Origin of the sequence: Sinorhizobium fredii NGR234, from assembly GCF_000018545.1 — a bacterium.
Classification (GTDB): Bacteria; Pseudomonadota; Alphaproteobacteria; order Rhizobiales; family Rhizobiaceae; genus Sinorhizobium; species Sinorhizobium fredii_A.
On record NC_000914.2, the window covers coordinates 46740 to 64956 of the forward strand.

The 18217-nt window shown below is 57.6% G+C and carries 13 protein-coding genes and 6 pseudogenes; 11 read left to right on the plus strand and 8 right to left on the minus strand.

Annotation, left to right across the window (positions count from 1 at the left end):
• Window positions 1-145 precede the first annotated feature (145 nt).
• From NGR_RS29890 to fcl, 4 genes are all read left to right on the plus strand, one after another.
• The gene (locus NGR_RS29890; protein WP_010875081.1) at window positions 146-1570 is read left to right on the plus strand and encodes a phosphomannomutase; all 1425 of its coding nucleotides are present in this window, start codon (window positions 146-148) and stop codon (window positions 1568-1570) included.
• 228 nt (window positions 1571-1798) lie between these two features.
• Window positions 1799-2767 carry a nodulation protein NodZ gene (nodZ, locus tag NGR_RS29895; protein ID WP_010875082.1) on the plus strand — a complete coding sequence of 323 codons (969 nt, stop codon included), beginning with the start codon at window positions 1799-1801 and terminating at the stop codon, window positions 2765-2767.
• A 244-nt stretch (window positions 2768-3011) separates the two neighbouring features.
• Window positions 3012-4067, plus strand: a complete 1056-nt coding sequence (gene gmd, locus NGR_RS29900; RefSeq protein ID WP_010875083.1) for a GDP-mannose 4,6-dehydratase — start codon at window positions 3012-3014, stop codon at window positions 4065-4067.
• Between the two features lie 14 nt (window positions 4068-4081).
• On the plus strand, window positions 4082-5020 hold the full coding sequence (gene fcl / locus NGR_RS29905) for a GDP-L-fucose synthase (protein WP_164924710.1): 939 nt from the start codon (window positions 4082-4084) through the stop codon (window positions 5018-5020).
• On the opposite strand, the pseudogene NGR_RS29910 reads toward fcl, so the two are convergent.
• Window positions 4913-5233, minus strand: a pseudogene (locus NGR_RS29910) (hypothetical protein); the annotation flags it as partial. The gene fcl and the pseudogene NGR_RS29910 overlap by 108 nt on opposite strands.
• A 948-nt stretch (window positions 5234-6181) precedes the next feature.
• Here NGR_RS29910 and NGR_RS29915 point away from each other — a divergent pair.
• The 5 genes from NGR_RS29915 to shc all read left to right on the plus strand — a co-directional run bounded on the left by NGR_RS29915 (window position 6182) and on the right by shc (window position 11662).
• Window positions 6182-6706: a nuclear transport factor 2 family protein gene (locus NGR_RS29915; RefSeq protein WP_164924711.1), complete on the plus strand. Its 525-nt coding sequence runs from the start codon at window positions 6182-6184 to the stop codon at window positions 6704-6706.
• Complete coding sequence (gene hpnC, locus NGR_RS29920; RefSeq protein WP_010875085.1) at window positions 6703-7581, plus strand: squalene synthase HpnC; 879 nt, start codon at window positions 6703-6705, stop codon at window positions 7579-7581. The genes NGR_RS29915 and hpnC overlap by 4 nt, the downstream gene beginning before the upstream one ends.
• The gene (gene hpnD, locus NGR_RS29925) at window positions 7578-8417 is read left to right on the plus strand and encodes a presqualene diphosphate synthase HpnD (RefSeq protein WP_010875086.1); all 840 of its coding nucleotides are present in this window, start codon (window positions 7578-7580) and stop codon (window positions 8415-8417) included. Before hpnC ends, hpnD begins: the two co-directional genes overlap by 4 nt.
• Window positions 8417-9670, plus strand: coding sequence for a hydroxysqualene dehydroxylase HpnE (hpnE, locus tag NGR_RS29930; RefSeq protein ID WP_010875087.1), 1254 nt, complete (start codon window positions 8417-8419; stop codon window positions 9668-9670). Before hpnD ends, hpnE begins: the two co-directional genes overlap by 1 nt.
• A 99-nt stretch (window positions 9671-9769) precedes the next feature.
• A complete protein-coding gene (gene shc / locus NGR_RS29935; RefSeq protein ID WP_164924766.1) occupies window positions 9770-11662 on the plus strand; it encodes a squalene--hopene cyclase in 1893 nt (630 codons plus the stop codon).
• A 273-nt stretch (window positions 11663-11935) separates the two neighbouring features.
• Here shc and NGR_RS29940 read toward each other — a convergent pair.
• The 7 genes and pseudogenes from NGR_RS29940 to NGR_RS29965 form a co-directional block, all read right to left on the minus strand.
• A pseudogene (locus tag NGR_RS29940) lies at window positions 11936-12101 on the minus strand (1-aminocyclopropane-1-carboxylate deaminase); the annotation flags it as partial.
• A gap of 3 nt (window positions 12102-12104) precedes the next feature.
• The gene (locus NGR_RS29945; RefSeq protein WP_078070602.1) at window positions 12105-12353 is read right to left on the minus strand and encodes a helix-turn-helix domain-containing protein; all 249 of its coding nucleotides are present in this window, start codon (window positions 12351-12353) and stop codon (window positions 12105-12107) included.
• 309 nt (window positions 12354-12662) lie between these two features.
• Complete coding sequence (locus NGR_RS29950; protein ID WP_010875089.1) at window positions 12663-13682, minus strand: LysR family transcriptional regulator; 1020 nt, start codon at window positions 13680-13682, stop codon at window positions 12663-12665.
• A gap of 693 nt (window positions 13683-14375) precedes the next feature.
• Window positions 14376-15106: pseudogene (locus NGR_RS33705) on the minus strand (Tn3 family transposase); the annotation flags it as partial.
• A 1-nt stretch (window position 15107) separates the two neighbouring features.
• Window positions 15108-15597 (minus strand): annotated as a pseudogene (locus NGR_RS29955) (ATP-binding protein); the annotation flags it as partial.
• Window positions 15594-15986 (minus strand): annotated as a pseudogene (locus tag NGR_RS29960) (IS21 family transposase); the annotation flags it as partial. The pseudogenes NGR_RS29955 and NGR_RS29960, both read right to left, overlap by 4 nt.
• A gap of 461 nt (window positions 15987-16447) precedes the next feature.
• Window positions 16448-17233, minus strand: a complete 786-nt coding sequence (locus NGR_RS29965) for a YopT-type cysteine protease domain-containing protein (RefSeq protein WP_010875091.1) — start codon at window positions 17231-17233, stop codon at window positions 16448-16450.
• Between the two features lie 332 nt (window positions 17234-17565).
• Here NGR_RS29965 and NGR_RS29970 point away from each other — a divergent pair, with 332 nt between their 5' ends.
• Window positions 17566-17775 carry a hypothetical protein gene (locus tag NGR_RS29970; protein WP_164924712.1) on the plus strand — a complete coding sequence of 70 codons (210 nt, stop codon included), beginning with the start codon at window positions 17566-17568 and terminating at the stop codon, window positions 17773-17775.
• Between the two features lie 217 nt (window positions 17776-17992).
• Window positions 17993-18168 (plus strand): annotated as a pseudogene (locus NGR_RS33340) (integrase); the annotation flags it as partial.
• Window positions 18169-18217 lie beyond the last annotated feature (49 nt).

Genomic DNA, 18217 nt, shown 5'->3' on the forward strand with positions numbered 1-18217 from the left:
GTGTCATTTTTGATTGCGTTTGATGGAAGCTTCATAACAGTGTGGCGAGAGCGAAGCAATCTCATTAGTGGATGCGAATTCATTCGGCTTGCCCCGGTGGCGTCGACTACCTGCTGAACGCTGCCCGGCAAAAAAAGGCTAGTTAATGGGTCCCAAATTCGGCACAAGTGGTCTGCGCGGGTTGGCAACAGAACTCGTGGGTAGTGTGTCGGCGCTCTATGCTACAGCCTTTTCGAGGATGCTCCTCGACAGAGGACGGGTCGCGCCAGGGGCGACCGTATTGGTCGGTCGCGACTTCCGCGATTCAAGTTCGGAAATCGCCGCTATCTGCATGGCGGCGCTCGCCCGGGCGGGAATGGTGCCGGTCGACTGCGGAGGGCTGCCGACACCAGCGCTTGCATTGTACGGCCGAAAACTCGGTGCAGCATCACTCATGATCACAGGCTCGCATATTCCGGCCGACCGAAACGGCATTAAGTTCTATCTGCCTGACGGTGAGATCAACAAGGCCGACGAGCAGGCGATTACGGCGTTGGCGGAGCAGCTTTCAGCCGATGCAGATGCAACCAGGGTTGAGTGTGGCCGCGGCGCCGACCACTCCAGCGAAGCAACTGACTTCTATATCCAACGTTACGAAACGCTGCTTCCAAAATCGGGCCTTAAGGGGCTAAAGATCGGCTTATATCAGCACAGCAGCGTTGCCCGCGATATTTTGACCACCATCTTGGAAGGTCATGGCGCAAATGTCGTACCGGTAGGCCGATCTGAGGTCTTCATCCCTGTTGACACGGAAGCTATTTCGGCGGCGACATGTAAGATGCTCGCTGCCTGGGCGAAGGAGTTCGCCTTTGACGCCATTGTATCGTCCGACGCAGATGCCGATCGGCCCCTGCTAACGGATGAAACGGGAACTCCATTGCGCGGTGATCTGCTCGGTCTTATTTGCGCAAGGCTGCTGGAGGCCAAGCTTATTGCTACGCCAATAACCAGCAACTCCGGGATCGAGGCGGCGAGTGGCGTCGAGGTGGTGCGTACCCGCGTTGGCTCACCTTACGTCATTGCAGCCATGACTGAGGCGGTTGCCCGTGGCAAGCAGCGGGTGATGGGCTTCGAGGCCAACGGTGGCGTCATGCTAGGTTCGAACTTCTCGTTCGGAGGCGCGTCGCTTCCCGCCTTGCCGACCCGGGACTGCGTCCTTCCCATCATTGCAGCGCTCCACATGGCAGTAGAGGCCAAAACTCCCCTCTCGGGGATCGTCGCGATGCATCGTTTGCCAGTCGCTTTGTCCGGCCGGATCGAGAACTATCCGTTCGATAGGAGCGACGCCCTAGTGGCATTCTTGAAAGCGTCAAAAGCTAATGTTTCCCATTTATTCAGCCGGATCGGTCGCGTGGCGGGCACGGACGACGTGGATGGCCTGCGCCTGACATTTGAAGGCGGCCGTATCCTGCACATCCGCCCTTCAGGAAATGCGCCTGAACTGCGTTGCTACGTCGAGGCAGACGACCCAGATGCTGCCGAACATTTGCTGGCTCAGGGACTGGCGGTCCTTAACAGTTCAATGGTGTAAGTTAGGCTTTGCTGATATGCAGATCTGTTACCGCTAGCGTCGATGGTTCGCCACCTAACGTGAAGATAAGCCCTGAAAGACACGTCCCCTTTACATCCAATATGTGGATGGTTGCCATTCAAAATATAAATTTTACTGATGTTGCCGAACTCCATTAGGAAGCTCTGAATTGATTGGAAATCCGTAGAAGACAGTAAGTCAGAGCGGCGGCACTAAGGACGGGCAGCATTGTACAATCGATATGTCCTCTCTCGGAGACGTACTGGTTTCGGTGACTGTCTGTGGTCGCTGGCGGCCGCTTGGCGCTACGCCCAAAGGACGGCGCGAACGTTAGCCGTTGACTGGCGCGGGTCCTGCTACCTTGATCAGCCCTTCACAAACGCCTTTCCGGTGTTTTTTGAACCAATCAAGGATATCGCAGGTGTCCCTTTTATTTGCGATAACCGGGTCAACGAGTTTTCCTTCCCAGGACCATTCTTCCCAAATTGGTGGAATAAACCTGCGATTGAATGTGTTTACCGCCCAGATGCTCAGGTTTTTCGAGAGCGAGACGAACTCGATGAACTTTTCCAGGCCCAAGATGATGTCGAGGCCAACACGGTAGTGTGTGATGCGTGTTTGATGTGGCGCTGCGACGAGGAGGCAGAGCGGCAGATTTTCTGCAGTGTCAAGCCTCGGGCTGAAATTCAGGCTCGCATAGACGCTATCTATCAGGAGCACTTCTATGGGTACAGTGCGATCGGGGTTCATGTTCGGCATGGTAACGGCGAAGACGTTATGGACCATGCACCCTACTGGGCCGATCCGGACCTTGCCGTGCATCAAGTGTGCACTGCCATTAATGCTGCCAAAGCGTTGCCCCACCCGAAGCCTGTGCGGGTGATTTTGTGCACCGATAGCGCGCGGGTATTGGACCAGGTGTCGAGTAGGTTCCCCGATCTTCTCACGATCCCGAAAAGTTTCCGAGCGGATCAGTCTGGCCCATTACACAGCGCAGATCTCGGGGTTGAGGGCGGAATTTCCGCCCTCGTCGAGATGTATCTTCTTGGGCTTTGCGACACCGTCATTCGGTTTCCTCCGACAAGCGCCTTTACACGTTACGCACGCCTTTCTGTCCCAAGGGTTATTGAGTTTGATCTGAACGATCCTAGTCGCCTGGTCGTGATCGAAAGATCTTCAACAAATACCGCCTCTTGAATGAAAATCGTCACCTCAATTCTAGGCGTGGTGAAGAGCAGTCATGGAGAAACTTGGGCGCGCTCCAAGGGACACGAGCGCCTCATGCCCAGTTGCCCCGGCCCGCACGTCTCCGGCAATACTGCTTTGAAAACCGCAATGCCTCCATAGGCCCGCTCTGTCGCCGAAGCACGACGATTTCCTTCACACCAGCTGCCCTAGCGCACGCCCTCTCCCGCAGGAATATCACTGGAGATTCGACAAAGTGACAGACCGGAAAGTAGCTTTAATATCTGGCGTAACGGGTCAGGATGGGGCTTATCTTGCTGAACTGCTGTTGGACGAAGGCTATATTGTTCACGGCATAAAGCGTCGTTCGTCATCATTCAACACTCAACGGATAGAGCACATTTATCAAGAACGTCACGATCCTGAAGCGAGATTTTTTCTCCACTATGGGGATATGACGGATTCGACCAATTTGCTGCGCATTGTTCAGCAAACCCAGCCGCATGAGATCTACAACCTTGCAGCGCAAAGCCACGTTCAGGTAAGCTTCGAAACCCCCGAGTACACTGCAAACGCCGATGCAATTGGTACATTGCGCATGCTGGAAGCTATTCGGATTCTTGGGCTGACCAATCGGACTCGCTTTTATCAGGCATCGACTTCAGAGCTATATGGGCTGGCTCAAGAGAGCCCCCAAAACGAAAAGACGCCATTCTACCCGCGTTCACCCTACGCGGCCGCAAAGCTGTACGCGTACTGGATTGTCGTAAATTATAGAGAGGCTTACGGCATGCATGCCTCCAACGGTATTCTTTTCAACCACGAAAGTCCGCTTCGTGGGGAGACGTTCGTGACTCGCAAGATCACCCGGGCTGCAGCGGCAATCAGTCTAGGTAAACAAGAGGTCCTTTATCTTGGAAATCTAGATGCTCAACGTGACTGGGGACATGCCCGTGAGTATGTGCGGGGCATGTGGATGATGTGTCAACAGGATAGACCAGGCGACTATGTCCTGGCTACCGGGGTGACAACATCGGTTCGCACGTTTGTCGAATGGGCCTTCGAGGAAACCGGAATGACGATTGAATGGGTGGGAGAAGGCATTGAAGAAAGGGGCATAGACGCCGCGACAGGCAGATGCGTCGTTGCGGTGGATCCGCGCTATTTCAGGCCCACGGAAGTAGATTTACTTTTAGGCGATGCCACCAAGGCCCGGCAGGTTTTGGGCTGGAGGCACGAGACAAGTGTGAGAGATCTTGCTTGCGAAATGGTAAGGGAAGATCTCTCTTATTTGAGGGGCACCCGACAGTAAGAGGCGAGATGCCGATGTATTTGCTAGACGGAAAGCGTATTTGGGTCGCAGGACACAAAGGTATGGTCGGCAGCGCCATAATTCGATCGCTTGCCTCCGAGGATTGCGAAGTCATCGTTGCAGATAGGCAAAAGCTTGATCTGACGCGGCAAGAGGAAGTTGAGAAATTTCTATTAAAGGAAAAGCCGCACGCGGTCATAATGGCGGCAGCGAAGGTGGGTGGGATCCTGGCAAATGATACTATGCCCGCTGACTTCATCTATCAAAACCTTATCATGGAGGCTAATGTCATTGAGGGCTCCTTCCGCAGTGGCGTTGAAAAGCTTCTTTTCCTTGGATCGAGTTGCATATATCCGAAGTATGCGGCGCAGCCCATAAGGGAAGAGGCTCTATTAACCGGACCACTTGAGCCGACCAACGAGTGGTATGCGATCGCCAAAATCGCCGGCATTAAGTTGTGTCAAGCGTATCGTAAGCAATACGGCGCAAACTTCATATCAGCCATGCCGACAAATCTCTATGGCCCACGCGATAAGTTCGATCTTAACTCCAGCCACGTCGTCCCTGCCTTAATACGCAAAGCACATGAGGCAAAGATTAAAGACCTTGGGTGCTTGTCTATATGGGGAAGCGGCACACCTACTCGAGACTTTTTGTACAGTGAAGACTGCTCCGACGCCCTGGTCTTCCTACTTAAGCATTATTCCGAAACGGAACACATTAACATAGGCTCCGGGGGGGAAATAAGTATCATTGAACTAGCCCACATCGTCTGCCGTGTTGTTGGTTTTAAAGGCGATATAGTCTTCGACACATCCAAGCCGGACGGAACGCCACGAAAGCTTTTATCTAGCGAAAGACTCGTGTCGATGGGTTGGCGCCCGAAGACCTCGCTCGAGCTGGGACTGGCCAAATCCTATGAATCGTTTGTCAGCAATGTGGCTGATAATTAAGGCGGGTCGCGACTCTGGCACTGACACCGGTTTGCAAAGACGCCCCACGGCGCCGCTCCCTCCCACACCATCGGCCTGCGGGTCACGGGCGAGTCGCTTGTGCGTTCCGCAAACGTCTGGCCGCCCGGTCTCTTCCGCGATCACCCCTACCCGCTCATCAACGGCGTCGACGAGTTCGCGGTTCGTCGGCGCAAGATTTGTGCCGCCTGAAGATGCAGCATCGTAATCGACGGCGGACGGGGGGCCGTGAAAATATACCGCCTGCCTGAACGCTGCACTCGGAGCCGACTACAGCGCCGGTACGGGTGATCAGGCTCGCATTGGCAGGTAGAAACAGGCCCGCTCGACCGCCGTTGTTCCCAGTGGATAGGCGCCGCCGGCCCCAGGACAAGTGCCGGTCTTCGCCGTGACATTGACCGGAGCAGCGATGACCTACACTGTCTGCCAGTGGCGCACCGGTCTCGCGCGACACCGCACTCGAAAAAACGCTCATCCATTCCTTCACGATCGCAGCCTCGTTCTGTCTTAAACATCACTGATAACTCCTCAAATTGAGAACCGCGACGTTCTGACTGCAGAACCGCCTGTGGCTGAAGCATACTCGGCTGTGAATCTACCGTATAGATTTATGTCATTGAAAAAATGGATTTCAATAAAGCGAGACTATGTGAAACTCTGGTGAAAAATACATCTGATTTAGCTCTTCCGGTGGACCGCTTTTCCACTCGGATCACGGTTGTATTTCAGCAACACTAGCGTGGGCCGGTGCCGTGCCTGAAAAGGGCGTCGCGCGCGCAACTGAGAGGGTGAGTTCGAGCTTTGCCAAAGTCGCGGTTTCCTACAAAAAACACGGCCACAACCCGTCCAGTGACCCATACGCGAGTTTCTCCACGCTGCGTGGGGCTCCGCGACTTTCGTTGAAGGTGCACCGATCGCTTTTAGAAGCGGCATCGAGTGATCACCGTGGACATCACCTGCAATGACTGAACGAACGAAACGCGGCGCTTATGCTCGCACAGCAATCGCTGTGCGCCGCTTTGTGCCTCATTATGTTTGGGGATCGAGTCGGGCGATATCCCTCTGGCTATCGAATCGACAGCTGGAAAATGCCGGATCCTGACGGACCGATGGTAGCAAAGGTCTTGAGAAAGGAGCATTTCAATGAGCGCGCGCGGGACGGTCGAAGAGTGGATTCGACGATTCAATAAGGGTGATGCGATCGCTTTGGCTGAGCTGTACCACGAAAATGCAATGAGCCTCTGGCCGATGCAGCGCCCCGTGATAGGACGCGCGGCAATCCAAAAGATTTTTCGACCAAATCGCGCCATTGCGGAGAGGATTTGCGCTCCGGAGTTCATCTACGAAGAAGATGACCGCGTAATAATTGAGTGGTGGGATATGTTTGCATGGCAGGGATGTGGTGTATTCATAATGCGCGGTAGTCGAATCGCCTTTAGCTACTGGGATATAGTCTCATCCGACGCTTTCAGCAAAGAATTCGTCAGAACGAATCAGTATACTCGAAAAACAGATTCGCATCGGATAATTCTCGGGGATAAAAACGCGCGCCGGTCGATAACGTCTTTGGCCGCCGCCGTACCTTCGTGGATTGTACGATTTATTCGGGGGCCCGACTGCATTTCAGCAGCATCCAACGCCTGCAAAACCGACGATGGTGCTAAATGACGAGCGGCAGCGGCCCCAGGTCGGACGCAATGCACCGCGAGAAAAATTTCCCCGTTGCGTCGTGGATTATCCATCCGCGGCACCGAGCGCTGATTCTTGCCTTCTACCGATTCGTCCGCATGGCCGATGACATTGCCGATCACGCGACGCTCGCGCCAGACGAGAAGCTTCTGTACCTCGACCTCCTGGAAGCCGAGCTGCTCGGCAAGGGCGAAACGCGAGCAGAAGCTGTACACCTACGCACTGCGCTTGACCGACGCGGCATGCCGCCGCGTCATGCACTCGATCTGCTCACCGCCTTCCGAATGGACGTGACTAAGCAGCGTTACGAGAACTGGGACGAGGTGATCGATTATTGCCGATACTCGGCGATGCCGGTCGGCCGATTTGTGCTCGACGTCCACGGCGAAAGTGCCGCGACGTGGCCGGCATCGGATGTGTTGTGCGCGGGACTGCAGGTCTGTAACCACCTGCAGGATTGCGGCAAGGATTTCCTTAATCTCAATCGCGTCTATATTCCGCGCGATGCGCTTTCAGCCAGCGGCGCCTCCATCGAAGAGCTGGGCGCCGCAAAATCCTCGTTGCAGATGCTACAATGCCTGCGCTCTCTCGCAGCGAAGGCCGAGGTGCTGCTCAACGGGGGCGGAGCGCTGGTGTCGCAGGTGAAGGACTTTCGCCTCCGGTTCGAGGTCTCCGTCATACTGTCTTTTGCCGATAAGATCGTGTCGATGCTGAAGATGCGCGATCCTCTAAGGGAGCGCGTGCATCTGTCGCCGCTTGAGCTGCTGCTCCATGGCGTCGGCGCAATGGCAAACGAAGCCGCGCGCCGTGCGTTCGGCCGCGGTACGCGATTCAAGACGACTGTCGACGTATGAGGGCGGAGGCGGCGGCCCACGCGAACCACCGCTCTACGGCCCTTGGCAGCTCGTTCTATCTGGGAATGCGTACCCTCCCGCCGGTGCAGCGCGAGGCGATATTCCAGATCTACAGCTTCTGCCGCCAGGTCGACGACATCGCCGACTCCGACGAACCGCGCGAGCACCGCCTTGCTGCACTTCAGCAATGGCGCGATCACATTGACGCGCTCTACCAATGTGTACCGCCGCCGCGGCTAAAGGACTATCTCGCCTCGGTAACGACCTTCGGGCTGAAGCGAGAGGATTTCCTAGCCGTTGTCGACGGCATGGAAATGGACGTACTACAAGACATCCGCGCGCCCAAAATGGCAACCCTGGATCTCTATTGCGACCGTGTCGCCAGCGCCGTGGGAAGGATGTCGGTGCGTGTGTTCGGCTTGAGCGAGGAGGATGGCATTGCACTTGCGCATCACCTCGGTCGTGCGCTGCAACTCACCAACATCCTGCGCGACATAGACGAGGATGCTGGGCTGGGTCGGCTCTATATACCACGCGAAAGCCTCGATCACGCCGGTATCACCAGCAGCGACCCACATAAAGTCATCGCCGACAAGGCGCTGCCCAAGGCGTGCGCACCGCTGGCCCAACGCGCGATGATGCATTTTGCCGAATCCGACGAGATCATGAATTGCAACCCGCGCAGAATAGTACGCGCCCCCACCATCATGTCCAAATGTTACCGCGCGATCTTGGACCTGCTGCTGATAAGGGGTTTTGCGGCTCCCCGGGAACCGGTGCGTGTAACCAATCTCACAAAGCGCGCCATTCTCTTCCGTTACGCCTTGATGTTGTGATGCCAAAAAATGTTCACATTATCGGCGCCGGGATCTCCGGCCTTTCCGCGGCCGTGCAGTTGAGCAATGCAGGTTTGCCGGTGCATGTCTATGAAGCGACGCAACAGGCCGGCGGTCGATGCCGCTCCTTTTTCGATTCCGCAACCAATCTCACCATCGACAACGGCAACCATCTGGTTCTATCGGGCAACCAATATGTGCGCAACTACGCCCGTGCGATCGGAACGGAATCCGGTCTTGTCGGTCCGACGAGTGCCAAGTTTCCCTTCGTCGACATCTCCACCGTACAGCGCTGGCAGGTCGATCTCGGCGGCGGCAGGCTTCCGACCTGGGTGTTCCACAAGGCGCGTCGCGTCCCCGACACCAGGCTGTGGGACTACCTGAAGCTCGCGCCAATCCTATGGGCCGGCGCGGATGAACTGGTCGGAAACACTATACCCTGCAATGGTACGCTGTACCGGCGTCTGGTGCGGCCGCTGCTGCTCGCCGCCCTGAATTGCGATCCGCCGGAGGGCTCGGCAGGGCTTGCCGGTGCCATCGTACGGGAAACGCTGCTCGCGGGCGGCGAGGCTTGCCGTCCGCTAGTCGCGCGCGACGGACTGAGCGCCGTTCTGGTCGAGCCGGCGGTCAAGCTCCTGGAGAGGCGGGGCGCCACCGTCCGCCTCAGCCATAAACTGCGCAAGCTTGCCAAATCGGCCGAGATCATCAGCGAACTTGATTTCGGTGACGACAAGATAGCGGTCGGCCCCGACGACGCCGTGATCCTCGCCGTGCCGCCACGGGCGGCCGCGACGCTCCTGCCCGGCCTGAAAACCCCGACCGAATTCCGCGCCGTCGTTAATGCCCATTTTCGCTTCGATCCGCCAGTCGGTGCGGATCCGATCCTGGGCGTGGTCGGCGGGCTCGTGGAGTGGCTGTTCGCCTATCCGCAGCGGCTTTCAGTCACCATTAGCAATGGCGACCGCCTGCTTGACATTCCGCGTGAGGAGGTCGTGCGAGTGATCTGGCGCGACGTGTGCGAGGCCGGTGGGATCTCAGGCGAGCTGCCGCCGTGGCAGATCGTGTGTGAGCGCCGGGCCACATTCCAGGCCACCCCGGAGCAGAACGCGCTACGTCCAGGGCCCGTGACCGGTTGCAAAAACCTGTTCCTTGCTGGCGACTGGACCGCAACCGGTTTGCCGGCAACCATCGAGGGATCGGTGCGGTCGGGTAACCGTGCCGCCGATCTGGCTCTTTCAGAGACAAACACTTGATTGATAAATCCAGACGGTTTTGCACGCTGCCGAACACGCAGGAAGTCAGTGAATAAGCATTCCGGAAATCGCACTGCCATCGATCCCGCCGCGCTGGAAATGAGCATCGCCTCAGCCACTGAGGCGCTGCTCGCTTATCGTCATGCCGACGGCCATTGGGCGTTCGAGCTTGAAGCGGATTCCACCATCCCTTCCGAATACATCCTGCTACGTCATTACCTGGCCGAGCCCATTGACGTCGTGCTCGAAGCCAAAATCGGAAATTATCTGCGCCGCACTCAAGGCGCGCACGGCGGCTGGCCGCTGGTGCATGACGGGCCCTTCGATATGAGCGCAAGCGTGAAGTCTTACTTCGCGCTCAAGATGATCGGTGATTCCGTCGACGCGGCTCATATGGTGAAGGCGCGCGAGGCGATCCGCGCGCGCGGCGGCGCCGCCAACAGCAACGTACTCACGCGCTTCCTGCTCGCGCTCTATGGCGTAGTTAGCTGGCGCGCGGTGCCGGTTCTGCCAATCGAGATCGTGCTACTGCCAATCTGGTCGCCGTTCCACCTCTACAAGATCTCCTACTGGGCGCGCACCACTATTGTGCCGCTGATGGTTCTTGCAGTGCTGAAGCCGCGTGCGAAGAATCCTAAGGGCGTCGGCATCGAAGAACTGTTCCTTCAGGATACCAAGAGCGTAGGCATGAACCCGAAGGCGCCGCACCAGAGCTGGGGCTGGTTCTTGCTGTTCCGCGGCATCGACGGCATCCTGCGGGTTATTGAGCCGCATCTTCCGAAGAAACTTCGTGAGCGCGCGATCGCGAGTGCGCTCGCCTTCACTGAAGAGCGGCTCAACGGTGAAGATGGCATGGGCGCGATCTATCCGTCGATGGCCAATATCGTGATGATGTATGACGCGCTCGGTAAAGACGATCATTTTCCGCCGCGCGCGATAGCACGTCGCGCTATTGACAAGCTCTTGGTGATCGGCGAGGAAGAGGCCTATTGCCAGCCCTGCCTGTCGCCGGTCTGGGACACCGCGCTGACGTGCCACGCACTTCAGGAGGTGGGCGGCGCTAACGCCGTGGCGAAAGCGAAGCAGGGCCTGGACTGGCTGAAGCCGCGGCAGGTACTGGACGTGAAGGGCGACTGGGCAGTGAAGGCGCCCAACATCAGGCCCGGCGGCTGGCCGTTTCAATACAACAACGCGCACTATCCCGATCTCGATGACACTGCAGTGGTGGTCATGGCCATGGACCGCGCGCAGCGGCACGCCGGCAGCAAGGAATACGCCACCGCGATCGCACGTGGCCGGGAATGGATCGAAGGCATGCAAAGCCGGGATGGCGGCTGGGCCGCCTTCGACGTCAACAATCTCGAATACTACCTGAATAACCTCCCATTCGCGGACCATGGCGCGCTGCTCGACCCGCCGACCGAAGACGTTACCGCACGGTGCGTCTCGATGTTGGCCCAGGTCGGCGAATTCACCCAAAGGAGCAAGGCAGTCGCCGAGGGGATTGCATATTTGCGCCGCACCCAACACGCGGAAGGATCATGGTACGGCCGCTGGGGCCTGAACTACATCTACGGTACCTGGTCGGTGTTGTGCGCGCTGAATGCCGCAGGGATCGATCACCAAGACCCCATGATAAGGAAGGCGGTGGAATGGCTAGTATCCATCCAGAGTTGGGACGGCGGTTGGGGCGAGGATGCAATCAGCTACCGACTCGACTATAGCGGATATGAGCAGGCGCCTTCCACGTCCTCCCAAACGGCGTGGGCCTTGCTTGGACTGATGGCGGCCGGCGAGGTGGAGCATCCGGCCGTCGCACGCGGGGTGAACTACCTAAAAAACGCACAAACCGAGAACGGTCTGTGGGATGAGCAGCGCTACACCGCCACGGGTTTTCCGCGGGTGTTTTATTTGCGATATCACGGCTACTCCAAGTTCTTTCCGCTCTGGGCATTAGCACGGTACCGGAACTTGAGGAGCACGAACGTTTGATGAGAAGAGTTTGGTCGTTAGGAGAACTCGTGAGGGTGAATGTCGACTCGATTGCATTTAAGTTTTCACCTGCGCCCATTTGCCTGACTTTATGGAGGTGACGAAGCACTTTGTTGTTGACGAAGAGGTTCCAGGCCTGACTGATTTATCGATGATTTCGCCGCCGACGCAGATGGTGAAGTCGTTCTCGCACAGATACCGAGATGTTCTCGGCTGGATTGATGTGCATAGGAATGCAGAAGCGCCGGGTCGTGTATCACGGCCGATGGCACAACTGTTCTGAACCAGGAGGCATTTCATGCCGGTCTTCGCTGCAACCGCAGCGACACTCCGCGTGTGGTTCGACTGTACGCCACCTATTGAAATGAGGGTGTCGGCATAGGTGGCAATCGCGTCGGGGACTATACTCGAGCTTGCGGAGCTTGTTTCCACTGAATGCTGTTCATGAATGTTTCAATGCGAAGGTGGTGGCTGGCACTCGAAGGGCAGCGACTACACGCCTGAGCCGTTCAGGGTCGACATCAGCACCTAATTCGATCCTTGAAATTTCGGCGCATGTCAGACCGCATGTTAATGCGAGGTCGTCGACGCTATATCCGACCGCTTCGCGAGATCGCCGAACCGCATCACCTATATCGACGTGGTCCCTACGGGCGTCGTTTGGGCCCACGTTGTGGATTAAATTTTTCATGAGATGGAACTCCTTCTATCGTGCGCAGCGAGCGCGCGTTCCCGCTTGAAGGGAACCTGTGACCATAATGGTGGATCAGGCAAGCCTACCATTGTTGCAGTGCAATATAGGTCAAATGTTGACGATGCAAAGCGGCACTTAGCAGAGTGGCGCCAGCGTCCACGGCGAGTGCGATGACATGGCAGCGAGAACCCCGAGATGAACTGATGCCTTGAGGAAGCTAAAGCGTCAAACACCCGGCGCTTGATGGGATCAATCGCACGCGGTGTCGGGCTGTCCTTCGCTGCACCCTTCCGTTCAGCGGTGAGTTCAACTATCGTTCTGCCGCCTCGCCCTTTGGTCTTGTGACACGTCTAGCCGGCCCATCCGCGCTGCGGCGGCGATTTCGCGACGCAGCACGCGATGTTCCAAGTCATGATGGCAGCGCTGGTGCCAGATCAACGCAACTTCGTATGGCTTCAGCTCCACGGGTGGATCTACAATAGCGAGCGGCAGCATAGTCGCCACCCGAGTTGCAACTCGGTTCGGTATCATCAGCACTAGGTCAGTCATCGCCACTACAACTGCCGCAGTCAGCACGTTGGAGACCACTATCGGACCGGGTAGTCCGAACCTGACCAGCCCATCATAGACTTGACCCAGGCCCTCGTTGGAATCCGAGGCAATAGAGGCGTGACGCAGCGCCGCGAAGGTTCCGACGCTCCACTCCTGCTCTAATGCAGGGTGGTCGTGGCGAAGCAGGCAAGTGAAGCGGTCCGCATAGAGACCGCGCCGCAAGTAGCCTGGAGGAGCGGCACCAATCTGCCCGATCGCAAAGTCAATCTCACCTTGCTCGAGACGCCGTAGAGCGCCGTCCAAAAGTGGCTCGGTGACGATGTCAACATGAGGCACACGCTCACCTAAACGCGGCAATAGATATGGCAGCAGAACTAGCGATTGGTGATCGGGCATTGCCATAGTTACCTTCGACCGCAAATCCCTTAAGCCGGAACTGCAGCTCACCAGTTCGCGGATAGCATTCAATACCGACGGCAGCATTTGCGCCAAGTGTTCGGCCTGCGGTGTTGGGACTAGGCCACTCGAGCCGCGTACCAAGAGATCGTCATTGAACATGTCACGCAGCCTTGATAGGGCTCTACTCATTGCCGGTTGGCTCCTACCGACATGTTGAGCCGCATGCGTGATGTTTCGATACTGCAATAAGGCCTCGAGCTCCACTAGCAGGTTTAGGTCGACCGACGCCAGATTCGGTATACGCCGTTGACGTGCAGCGTCACTGCCATCGACGATCAGGGCCGTACGCGGATTCTTCCAAGCGGGCTGATCCATTGATGTCTTCTCCTCGTAAGTGGTGTTTGTGGGCCACAAGATGGCACCCGCGATAAACTGAGCTTCAACGGAGCCGATGAGATGCGTTACCTGGCGATGCAGTGTCTCGGGAAGTGTCTTCCGAACTCAAGCCGGAGCAGGTCTCCTCAAAAAACGCTTGGCGGGTTCGGCGTTGCGCTGCCGTTGTAAAGCAAAGAACAGCTATGTTGCCCCGCTCGTCGCCGAAGCGGCCAATAGATCGACCGAGCTTTGCTTTCAAACAAGTGCCTCATGAATCTGCCAGTTGCGCCAATTCAGCACCCTCGGCGGCGGCGCCTGTCGATTTCCGTCGCACCGAGCTAAACCAAGCGAGGGCTTGTGATGTACTGGAGGGCACGCACGTACGGGTGAGCACCCGAGATTGCGCTGCCTGCGGCTATAGCTGGGGAGCCGAGAATTCAGATCGCCGCGAATGTGACCCCACTTGAATTCGCTCATGAAGCCTGCCTCAATGCATCCGCGGACGGATTGCCAATCATATCTGCGTGGCCGGTGTCTGACTGTCCACTCTGCCTCCAACCTGTACGAGTTTCTTAATCGAATTTCGCGAGAATGGAAAAATCGAGTTTTTGCATAGCTATCATCCATACCGTGGATGAACATGTAACATGCTCACTCAGTCGGGCTTGGGCATAAGGTGTTCGTCTATAGCCCCCGGGGCGAGTCGAACGTGAACGCCTGGAAGGAAGCCTCCCGCGAGCTTACGAACGTGTGCTCGTTGCTGGTCGCTATCACCAGAGGCGATACCTCCCCTTTCTCCACCATCCCCTCAAGACCGGGCTTGATCTGCAGCAGCCGGTGTCAGCGACTTTCCGGTCTATAGTCCCGATCGCATCTTCATCGGCGTCATTGGCAGCCTGCAGGGGCCAAAAATCGCGGCGAGGAACAGTCACAGCGCCTTAGATGTTTCTATGCGAGCGTTCATATGGCGCTGCATTTTGCGGTTGTTGACCTGCGAGAGCAGGCAGCCGATTGGCTTGATGAACATCGTCTGCCGCGTCATCAGTGAGCTTCTGGCGGAGTTTGATGCCTGCGTTATGACTGTCGCGTACCGACGGCTGGCGTTGAAGTCACCAGCGAGCCAGGCTAAGTGGCGTCACCCTCCCGGATGTCCCACCCCCCAGACCGGATGCGGGGCCTGCAAGCGAGGATCGATCTCGAGCGCGTAAGCGTCAGCTCCGATCAGAGCTGCCTAGGCACGACGCCGGGCAATGGCGCGGGCCGACAACCCATGCGTTCGATCACGGTTGCCATTGGCAGCAGGGCCCGGCGTACCCGGTACGTAGCACTGATTGTTTTTGCGATCGTTGACCCTGGTCTGTCGTTGAAGCTGTCTCGATCGCTGCCCGCAGCGCAGCGCGACTGTCCATGTCGGTTGGGCTTCGTGGCGATGGCGGATTCGAGCTGGAGTTCACGACGTGCCACCTGCAGCTTCTGAACGAGCTCGGTCGTACGCATGAACAGCACCCGCCAACCGTTCTCGATGAGCGCGAGGCCGATTGCGGCGGCGAGATGGCTCTTGCCGCCACCGGGCGGGCCGAACAACAGGATGTTCGCTCCCTTGGCGAGCCAGCTATCGCCCGGCGGCGATCGCCATGACCTGTGCCTTGGAGACCATCGGCACGGCGTCGAAGTCAAAGCTGTCGAGCGTCTTTCCCGGTGGCAATCGCGCCTCGGCGAGATGGCGTTCGATGCGGCGGCGATCGCGTTCGGCCAGTTCGTGCTCGGCGATCACCGACAGGAACCGGGCCGCTGGCCACCCCTCCTTGTCGGCCCGTTCGGCAAAGTCCGGCCAAAGGACCTTGATGGCCGGAAGGCGGAGTTCATTGCGCAGCGTGCTGAGCGTGGCGGCGTCGATGGCAGGGGCGTTTTTCATGCGGCGTCCTCCAGATGACGCGCGTCGATCAGGGCCTCATAGCCCTGGAGGGAGGCGAGACGAACGTTGACGGTGGGCAACTGTGCCGGATCGGGCGCGAAGAAAGTCCTCAGCGCGATGATGTCCGGCAGTTCGTCCGCATCGAGTGTTTTAGCGAGCCGCTCTGCCAGTTCCCGCTCGCAGCCCCGATCGTGGGCCAAGGCCAAGAGCTCGACGGTGATCTTGCAGGCCTGCTTGTCGGAAAGCCGGTCGAGCAGGGTCTCGAAGGCCCTTCGGTATTCCTGCCGCGGAAACAGCTTGTCGCGATAGACAAGCTGAAGGAGCGCCATCGGCTTTTTGCGCAGCGAATGGATGACATGCCGATAATCGACGACCTGGTCGTGCTTGCCGCTGGCGTCTCATCTTGGTTGTCGCGCTGCAAAGCTGTCTTCATCGGCTGGAATGTCGAAAAGTCCTGTTGCGCAAGTCAGATGGAGAACCTTGCATGACCGCGAATGTGGGCGCGAGGAACGTCGACCTGTGCCGCGACACTGCTGAACCGATTGTCCTGCCAGTTGGATTGCGGCGGCATCAGCATCGAACCGCGGAGGCTAATGCGCTGAATACCTCCATGCACCTCTACCGAACCAGTGTCGGGCGAAATCGGCTCGGCGGAGTTCTCCGATAAGCTGAGCTGCAGATGGCCAGCTGCTGCTCAAACCCACCTGGTCCGCCGGCGCGTCGTCCAATTCCTGCCCCGCACGCAGCAGCTATTGCTGCTCAGCGTACCAAAATCCCACCTCTTCAGCACAAGCATCGACGAGGATTTACGTGGACTTCAGTGAACACTACGCCGCGCAGGACGCCCGACTCATGTCATCTTTTGGGTGGTCACCGTTGTTAAATGCTGCCGGTTTGGATTGCTGTAGCGATTGGCTAGGCTTCGGAACAAATCATCTATCTGATCTGATTGCACAGTAAATTCGCCGAAATTAGGATCGAAGAGCGTGGTGTTTCCATCCATTGCCGAGGTCGCAACGGTGTGTGCGCCGCCCTCAGCGAAATACAAGCTGAGCAAATGGTTGGATCCGTCGGCTGTAATCTTGGTTAGCATGCGCGGGAAGTTAGGCTCGCCGACTTTGTATACTTTCTCCTTTCCGGATGGAGCAAGGCCTGCTTTCTGCAACATAGTGTTTTGCGCCGCGAAGTCGGCCTCAGAAGGTCCTGCTCCTTGTCTTCGGAGGTGAACCTTCAGATTCTCGTACTCCTTCTGCCGAACAGTGGCTGAGGCGTGCCTTTGCGATCCGGGTACTAGGGCCTCCATTCGGATTGACGGATGACTGTTGAGGTTACGCAGCCACTCCGCAGTCAAGCCGACGCAGATTCCATCTGCGTTCGCCTGGGCCAATTCGGCCGTCCTGTATCGGAACAGGGAGGTGCTCGGTCTCGCAGGAGAGGAGGTACTGGGATTGTTCGGATCAGATGCTTGTGGCTTGCTGGCGCAGCACCCCATCTTATCGGGGCACTCCGCACTTGGTGATTTCGTCCGGAGTTCAACATTCGCAAGCGTCTCCCTGAAACCATCGCTGTTCGCTGGATGAATCGGATCGTGAACTTGCGTAGAGCTTGTGAATGAACCACTGATGGGACTGTGCATGGCGTTCGTTTCCCTTCGCACGGTTATTGCCAATATGGGGCCGCTTAGACCGCGCTTCGCACGATGCTTCGTTAAGCTGACGGCGAACTTACGGTCCGTTGCTCACCTCGCGAGGTGCATCGGTTTCTTTAAGCTTCAGCTATGCCGGCAACGGTGTAGGCTGCCTCAAAAATGGCCCGCGCTTGGCGATAGCCGACCCGCTGTAGAAGCTCAATTCTTGGCGATCTCCTGGTGCCGCGCTCCTGACCGAGAATGATGTTGAAACCCTGAGCGGGATCGGGGAGCGCTGCGACTGTTCCGCCACACGATTTTGGCCCTCCAGGCTGCCAATGATGCCGATGAAGATGCGATCGAAAGTCGGCTGGATTCGGCAGCTGCAGATCAAGCCCAGTCTCGAGGCGATTGTGGAGAAAGGGAACTTATCGGTGATGGCGACCGAGCAACATGCATACGTCCGTAAGCTCGCTGGAGTCTTTCTTCAGGCATTCAAGCCCACTCGCGCCGGGGCGGCACCATCCGCTGCTTGCGACGATCGCGACTGATGTGCTCCGAACTGAGCAGCGAGACGTGCTTGAGCAGTTCGTCGGGAGAAGGATCGACCGGTGCCCTACTCCCCTTCGCCAATTGGGCCTATTTGCATGGAGACGCCCCGAAACAGCTTTCAAGATAAGGAATGGCGGTTTCTGCTCCACGAACTGCCTATCTCAAGAATCCCCCGGCCCTCCAAATGCAACCAAAATAGTCAAATGCGATTCCCTACTCCCCTGCCCCGGGCCGGAAGCCCTGCTCCTGATATTCGTGCCCAGGGGTCCGTGTAAGCGCAGGGAGGACCCGAGCCACGGCATGCCGGCGGTGGCGAGGCCCGATTACGGGCCGAGCGCCTGCTGAGGGCCGACCGCCCGCACGCACCAGGCACGGTGCAACGGCGGCTGACCTACCGTAGTCCGCCGCGCACATTCACTATCCCCCGGCGACAGGTTTTCT